Below are 6,591 nucleotides of genomic sequence, written 5' to 3' on the forward strand. Positions count from 1 at the left end.
TCACTAAAATGCTGTCAAGAACTATTTTGAAAAAAATGCAACTTTTTTTGAAATGTGGGGCATCTATTATGGGGTTACCCGGAGATATGGAGAAGATACAGTTGATTCATCGTCCGAATCACTGGGTTCTTCCTTATACTCCTGAAGCATAGCTTGATATTCTTTACTACTATGTAATTTATTTTTTATTTCTTCGATAGATTCATGATCTCTTCTTAAGAAGTCAATATTCCGGGTTACATTCAAAACCCCATCCTGCACCAATATATACAAACTATTACCCAACACAGTTGCATTGAGGACTGCTTTTTGCTCTTCTGAGGACAAGTTTGCATAAATATACTTCCGGTTATAAAGTTTCTCTAATAATTTAATTGCTTTTTCCAGTGAGTTTTCCTCAGATAACCTCAAAATGCATAGGTTTACTGTTGCGCAAATGGATCCTTGCTTTGCAGCTTTCCCCCACCAAACCGCGGCTTCTTCGTGATTTCCCTTCTTGGGTCTTAGGTGTCCTTGATTGAGCTGAGTCTCTTCACTTGCCTCTGATTCCTCACTTGAATCTGGTGCCACAAGGTACGACGCTGCCAAAAGCAATGGACTCTCACCAGTAGAAATCTGGTCACAATAGTAGATTCCGAGCCAAAGTTGGGCGGCAACATCGTCGAGTTTGGCTGCTTCTAGCAGCAAGTTTTCTGTTTTTTCCCGCCGCTCGACAATTGTCATATCTTTACCTACCCGGTTGTAAAGATATAAAATCGCAAGGTTATAGCAGGCGTCACAGTAAAATCCATCTTTAGCTTCAAGCTTAATGACCTCTTCAAATTGTACTTGTGCCTTTTTATCGTAGATAGGTCTCAATGAATCCAAAACCTGCGCATTCATCAACAAGGTTCCATAAGGACCCCATTTTTCGGGGCGTTCAGTAGCCTTTGAGTAATAGCCCATTGCCTTTGTCACATTACGGTCAATGCCTAAAGCTCCATTATACATAGATGCCAACCTTAAACAGGAGTCAGGATCTCCCAACTCTCTTGCAATTTCTAGATAAGGTACCGCAGCCCGATGGTCCTCAGCAGATCCTTTATTATATCCTTTATTATAGTAGTAAGCTCCAAGAATCGCGTTTAAGCGGCGCTTGCTTTTTACTGGGAATTCCGTTGCATCAACCCACTTTTCAAGCCATGCAACACATTCTAAAACGTCAAAAACCCCAAATATATTTTGCTCTAGACGCGCTAGATCCCATAAAATAAGTTCAGCTAACAATTCCTGGGCGATTCGCTCATTTTGGCAGGCCTTGTCGTACCAAAAATTGATTCCTGCTTTTAGTGATTTTTCTGAAACTGTTGTACCGCTCGGAAAGTGCAGCCAGAGACGGTCATCGTCAGCCAATTGACCAGCTTGTACAAAGTAAGGATAGGCCCTGCTAAATTGCTGCCGGTAATGCAACAAACGCGCGGCATACTTGGCAGCTAAAGCATCACCTTGATTCGCGCCTTGAATAAAATTCTCGAGTGCACGCTCTAAATTAATTTTAGTCCCGATACCATTTTTATAGCAAACGCCTAGAGTATAAAAATTAGCTCCAATTGCTTGCGGATGTGCCGCAGCTTGCCGGTAGTAAGCAAAGGCTTTTTTTGGATCCTGCTGAACCCCCAACCCTTTTTCAAACCGCATAGCTAATTCAGATATTCCGGTGCAATCATCATTAAGAGCTGCTTGTCCAAACCCAAAAGCCGCACATTCATCAGTTTTTGAGAATTGCGCACACAGAAGTTGTGCCTCTACATGACCAAACCCAGCTGCATAATTAAGGAAGTACCTTGAAAGTTCTTGATGTTCTTTATTGTAAAAAGAAAAAAGCTTGAAAAAAACTTCATTCGTTTTTTTCTCTGTTGTTAAATGCTCTTTTAGTTTTTTTGCGATGTGCTGGTAGGGAACACCTAATAACTTGCGATTTAGTTTTGGAGCAAGCCTTACGGCAGCCAAAATAGAGCGTGGATCATTACTATGGAAATAGTTGTCTAAGGTAGTCTTTGTAGGGATTTTCATCGAACGGGCTAATTTGCTTGATAACTCTTCTAATAACTTTCCTTTACTGTAACATTGTAAATTTTTATGTGTTATAGCCAGCATCAAGCTTATTTTGCCCATGTGTTTTTTAGCTTCGATGACCGCACGAGAATTGTTGAAAATTGGAAGGGTATATATGTGTTTAAACTGTTCATAATTAACAATTTCTTTATGTTCTATTGGTTTTTCTGTTAAGAAATCCTTTAAGTAGAGGTCCTCATAGTAACGATAAGCCATGGGGCAGCCCTTTCTATAATTTTTAAAAATCTCGGCAGCGGCTTCGAACTCTCGATTTTCAAAGAGATGAATCCCGCGCCATAAATCTGAGCGTCGTTCCCAGGGTTCAGCCCGGTTTGTTGCCAGGCTAGGTTGTGCTAAAAAACATACAGAAACTATAAGGTAGAAAAATCGCATTATCTTTACTCTATATTAATAATCAATAATATAGTAAATAGGGAGGATCACATATTTTGTCAAGACAAACCCCAGGGTTTTCGGCATTAGGGGTCAACCAGCCAGCAAATACCCTACGGTTTGTTCGCGCTCGAATAAATAAAGCAAAGTTCGCAGCGCCTGGCCGCGAGCAGAGTCAAGATCTGGATCTTGCTTGATAATCAGTTCGGCTTCCTTGTGAGCGCGGGTCAGCAGTTCTTGGTGAAAGGTGTAGTTGGCGACTTTAAGGGATGGCAGACCGCTTTGACGAAACCCCAAGGTATCGCCGCCTCCACGCAATCGCCAGTCTTCTTCGGCAATGAGGAATCCATCGTTGGTGTCGCGCATGATCTTCAATCGTGCTTTGGCCGACTCGGTCAAAGGGCCATCGTACAACAGCACGCAGGTGGAAGCTTCCAAACCTCGGCCAATGCGACCCCGTAATTGGTGCAGTTGTGCCAGTCCAAAGCGCTCTGCATGTTCGATAATCATAATAGTTGCATCAGCCACATGCACGCCGACTTCGATGACTGTGGTGGCTACCAGAATTTGGATGTTACCTTGGATAAAACTCTGCATAACTTCATCTTTTTCAGCTGATTTCATCCGGCCGTGCACCAGTCCTACTTTACCTGGAAAATGGGCTAATAGCGCTGCATAACGATCTTGCGCAGCAGCCAAATCCAGGGCTTCCGATTCTTCAATCAGTGGGCACACCCAATACACCTTACGGCCTTTTTGCATCGCTTCCTTTAGCTTTTCAACAATTGAATCTAGCCGCGTGAGTGGCATTACCCGTGTTGCAATCTCCTGGCGGCCGGCCGGTTTTTCGGTTAGCTTGGAGGTCGCCAAATCTCCATAAGCGGCCAGGGCCAGGGTGCGAGGAATCGGGGTGGCGGTCATAATCAGCATGTCGATCTTTTCGCCTTTTTTGCCAATTTTTAAACGCTGGTCAACTCCAAACCGGTGTTGCTCATCAACAATGGCAATACCTAAATTTTTAAACGCTACACCTTCCTGAATTAAGGCGTGTGTCCCCACAGCAATATGAATCTCGCCGGAATCAAGCTCTTCAAGCACTTGCTTTTTACCTTTGCCCTTGCTGGTCAGCAAACCAACTTTCAGGCCCAGCGCTTCAGCCCAAGGGGTAAGGGTGGCGGCGTGTTGCTGTGCTAGAATTTCGGTAGGCGCCAATAGAGCAGCTTGAGTGCCGCATTCGACGGCGTTGAGCATGGCCAACATGGCAACAACGGTTTTGCCGCTGCCCACATCTCCTTGTAGTAAACGCACCATCCGACCGTTGCTGCCCATATCTGCAAATATTTCCTTGAGGGACTGGGACTGAGATGGAGTCAGCTCAAAGGGAAGTTGTGCGATCAATTTGCGCCGTAGGTGCCCGTCGCCTCGAAAGGTCGATCCCGATTGCCGCCTTTGAAAGTGGCGAATCAGCAGCAATGCCAATTGATTGGCGAGTAGTTCATCATAAGCCAGACGTCTGCGAGCTGGGTGTTGTGGATCTAGATCTCGGTCTGATTGCGGACTGTGAACCTGGGCAATGGCCTGGTGCCAGCTTGGCCAATGCTCATGCGCTAGCATGGATGGCTCTAGCCATTCCGGTAGCTCGGGGCAATGCGGCAGGGCTTGGGCGATGATTTTAATCAGCTGTTTTTGACTGAGGCCTTGGGTGAGGGGATAGACGGGTTCGGCTCCCTGCCAGTTTTCGCGCTCAGTAATAGGACCAGTAAAATCAGGATGGGTCATTTGCCATTTGCCATAAAAGCTTTCAAATTTACCGCTGACCAACAAAGTGCGCCCGATGGGCAGCGAGCGCAGCAGATACGATCCACCCCCATGAAAATACACCAGATCAATTTCCCGCCCATCGCGGTCAATACAGCGGACGCGATAGGGTTGCTGGCTCTGTGGGATATCGGGCGGTTGGTGTGCCATTACCTTTAAGACAATGGTGATTATTTCGTCATATTGGGCATCCCCCAAACGCTGAACCCAGCGCCGGCGTGTACATCCCACAGGCATGTGCCAATAGAGATCCACCAGGTGCCGGCAGCCTAGCTTCTTTAAAAAACCTGCAAACTTAGGGCCAACCCCTTTAAAACGGGTAACTGAGTGAAACAACTCATGAAGTAGGACAGGTCGCACCGGGTACCTCTATCCAGCTGAAAAAGCGCGTTCTGCTTGCCCCAGACTTTGTTGATAGCTGTATAATTGCTCATCGGCTAGCTTGATGGTTTCGGCAAGTTTTACCAGATTGCGGCAACGTCTTTGTGCTTCACCGATGCTGCGTTGAAACTCAGGTAGACGATAGCGTTCCACCTGACTGCGTTCAGAGTAGAGGGCTTGCACCTGCTTTTGGCAGTCGTTGGCCGCTTGCTCAAGTTCTGCACGGGTTGCAGGAAAACGATAAGCCCCTGCGCGCTGCTCGGCAGTCAGAGCACTTTGCAAACGTTGATTTGCTCTGTGGCCAGTGTGGCCAGTTTGCGTGTTTTGGGGATACTCTCGAGGTTGCTCTCCCTTAGGGGTCAAGGAAATAGGAGCTTGCTCTGCAAACGCAGACGAGGTCACTACAGTAATCACCGCAACACTTGAAAATATAATTCTTAATCTCATCTCGATCTCCTGATCATTATCGGTTCGTCTGACTTTGTTAATGCGACATTTTGGTGAAAAATGCAATGGGTTATTCGGTGATAGGTGAGGTTCTATGAAAGTGGGATAACTGCGAAGAAGTTGTTCTTTTCCGAATAAAGCCTATAAAAGTTGGCTCTTTTGCGTTTTGAGTGGGTAAGGAGATTTTTTCCTAATCAGATTACCCACTCAAAACGCAAAAGAGTCTAAAAGTTGTTACTGCGTCACAAATTGATCTTTTTTGTGGCGCAGGTGTGCAAAGGCGTCGTGTGGTGCAGGTGAGATGCCTAGCTCCCCGGATTCGTTGACAATTGCTGGGGCTCGCAGGAAAGGATTAGCTGCCACTTCGATGGCAATAGTTGAAGGCACAGTTGGTCGCCCCTCGCGTCTCAAGTCCTCCACTTGATGCAAATAATTCTTCAATGCATCGTTGTGCGGGTCAACCGAAAGCGCAAACTGGCCATTGGCTTGGGTGTACTCATGACCGCAATAAAGCTTTGTGTCTCTGGGCAAATCAGCCAGCCGGCGCAGTGAGTTCCACATTTGTTCAGGAGTGCCTTCAAACATCTTGCCGCATCCCAAAGAAAACAGTGCGTCACCACAAAATACAGCTTGTTCTTGAGGAAAATAAAAGGCAATGTCACCAATCGTGTGACCTGGAATTTCTAGAATGCTGGCGGTCGATGACCCTATAGAGATCGCATCTCCCTCTTTCAGGGTCATATCGGCTCCACCTGGAATGCGTTCTCGATCCGTGTAAGAACTAACGATTTTGCAGCTCGTGCGCGCCTTGATGTCTTCGTTGCCACCGGTATGATCAAAATGGTGGTGCGTGTTTAAAATGTAGGTTAGGCGCCAACCTTTTTGTTCAAGCAGCTCGAGTATCGGCAAGGAGCTAGATGGATCAAGCACGGCTGTTTCACCTGAAGCAGCGTCGTGTAAAACGTAGGCGTAGTTGTCCCGCAGCAGGGGAACTTGGATGATATCAAGCACGTGAATTCTCCCTTGTTTTTGTTATTGTGACGTGGATTGGGTGTGTGTGTCAAACTCAGTGTTGTTGTTTTTGGTAAGAAAATATCGAATTTGCAAGGTTTTCTCTTGCGTTTCCAATATATTCAGGCTATTAATCACAAGTCGATTAAGTCTGTTGCCGCGGGGTGGAGCAGTCTGGTAGCTCGTCAGGCTCATAACCTGAAGGTCGTAGGTTCAAATCCTACCCCCGCAACCAATCCTGGCAAGGGATTGAAGGAATTTCCAAAATCGTAAAAATGTGCTGGGTATACCCCGGGTATACTTTTGGATGGGGGTTGAGATTTGCTCAAAAGATTTTCAGATAGACTGCGAGGTATCTTCTCCAAATGTCAGGGTAGATCGTCCATTCAGATCCGTGTTGAATGACAATTGGGTATCCGAGGCTTATCTGCGATTATGCTTGCAAGT

At 46.1% G+C, this 6,591-nt stretch carries 4 protein-coding genes and 1 tRNA gene; 1 reads left to right on the forward strand and 4 read right to left on the reverse strand.

What is annotated here, in order from left to right; translation table 11 throughout:
* Positions 1-66: 66 nt before the first annotated feature.
* The 4 genes from ABFQ95_07060 to gloB all read right to left on the reverse strand — a co-directional run bounded on the left by ABFQ95_07060 (position 67) and on the right by gloB (position 6,150).
* Positions 67-2,487, reverse strand: a complete 2,421-nt coding sequence (locus ABFQ95_07060) for a tetratricopeptide repeat protein (GenBank protein ID MEN8237280.1) — start codon at positions 2,485-2,487, stop codon at positions 67-69.
* A 93-nt stretch (positions 2,488-2,580) separates the two neighbouring features.
* The gene (gene recG / locus ABFQ95_07065; protein MEN8237281.1) at positions 2,581-4,665 is read right to left on the reverse strand and encodes an ATP-dependent DNA helicase RecG; all 2,085 of its coding nucleotides are present in this window, start codon (positions 4,663-4,665) and stop codon (positions 2,581-2,583) included.
* Between the two features lie 9 nt (positions 4,666-4,674).
* Complete coding sequence (locus ABFQ95_07070) at positions 4,675-5,133, reverse strand: hypothetical protein (GenBank protein ID MEN8237282.1); 459 nt, start codon at positions 5,131-5,133, stop codon at positions 4,675-4,677.
* A gap of 234 nt (positions 5,134-5,367) precedes the next feature.
* The gene (gene gloB, locus ABFQ95_07075; GenBank protein MEN8237283.1) at positions 5,368-6,150 is read right to left on the reverse strand and encodes a hydroxyacylglutathione hydrolase; all 783 of its coding nucleotides are present in this window, start codon (positions 6,148-6,150) and stop codon (positions 5,368-5,370) included.
* A 152-nt stretch (positions 6,151-6,302) separates the two neighbouring features.
* Between gloB and ABFQ95_07080 the strand changes: the two genes are divergently transcribed.
* A tRNA-Met gene (locus ABFQ95_07080) sits at positions 6,303-6,379 on the forward strand.
* Positions 6,380-6,591: the final 212 nt, after the last annotated feature.

It is taken from the genome of Pseudomonadota bacterium (assembly GCA_039714795.1).
In the GTDB taxonomy this organism is placed as follows: domain Bacteria; phylum Pseudomonadota; class Alphaproteobacteria; order JAGOMX01; family JAGOMX01; genus JBDLIP01.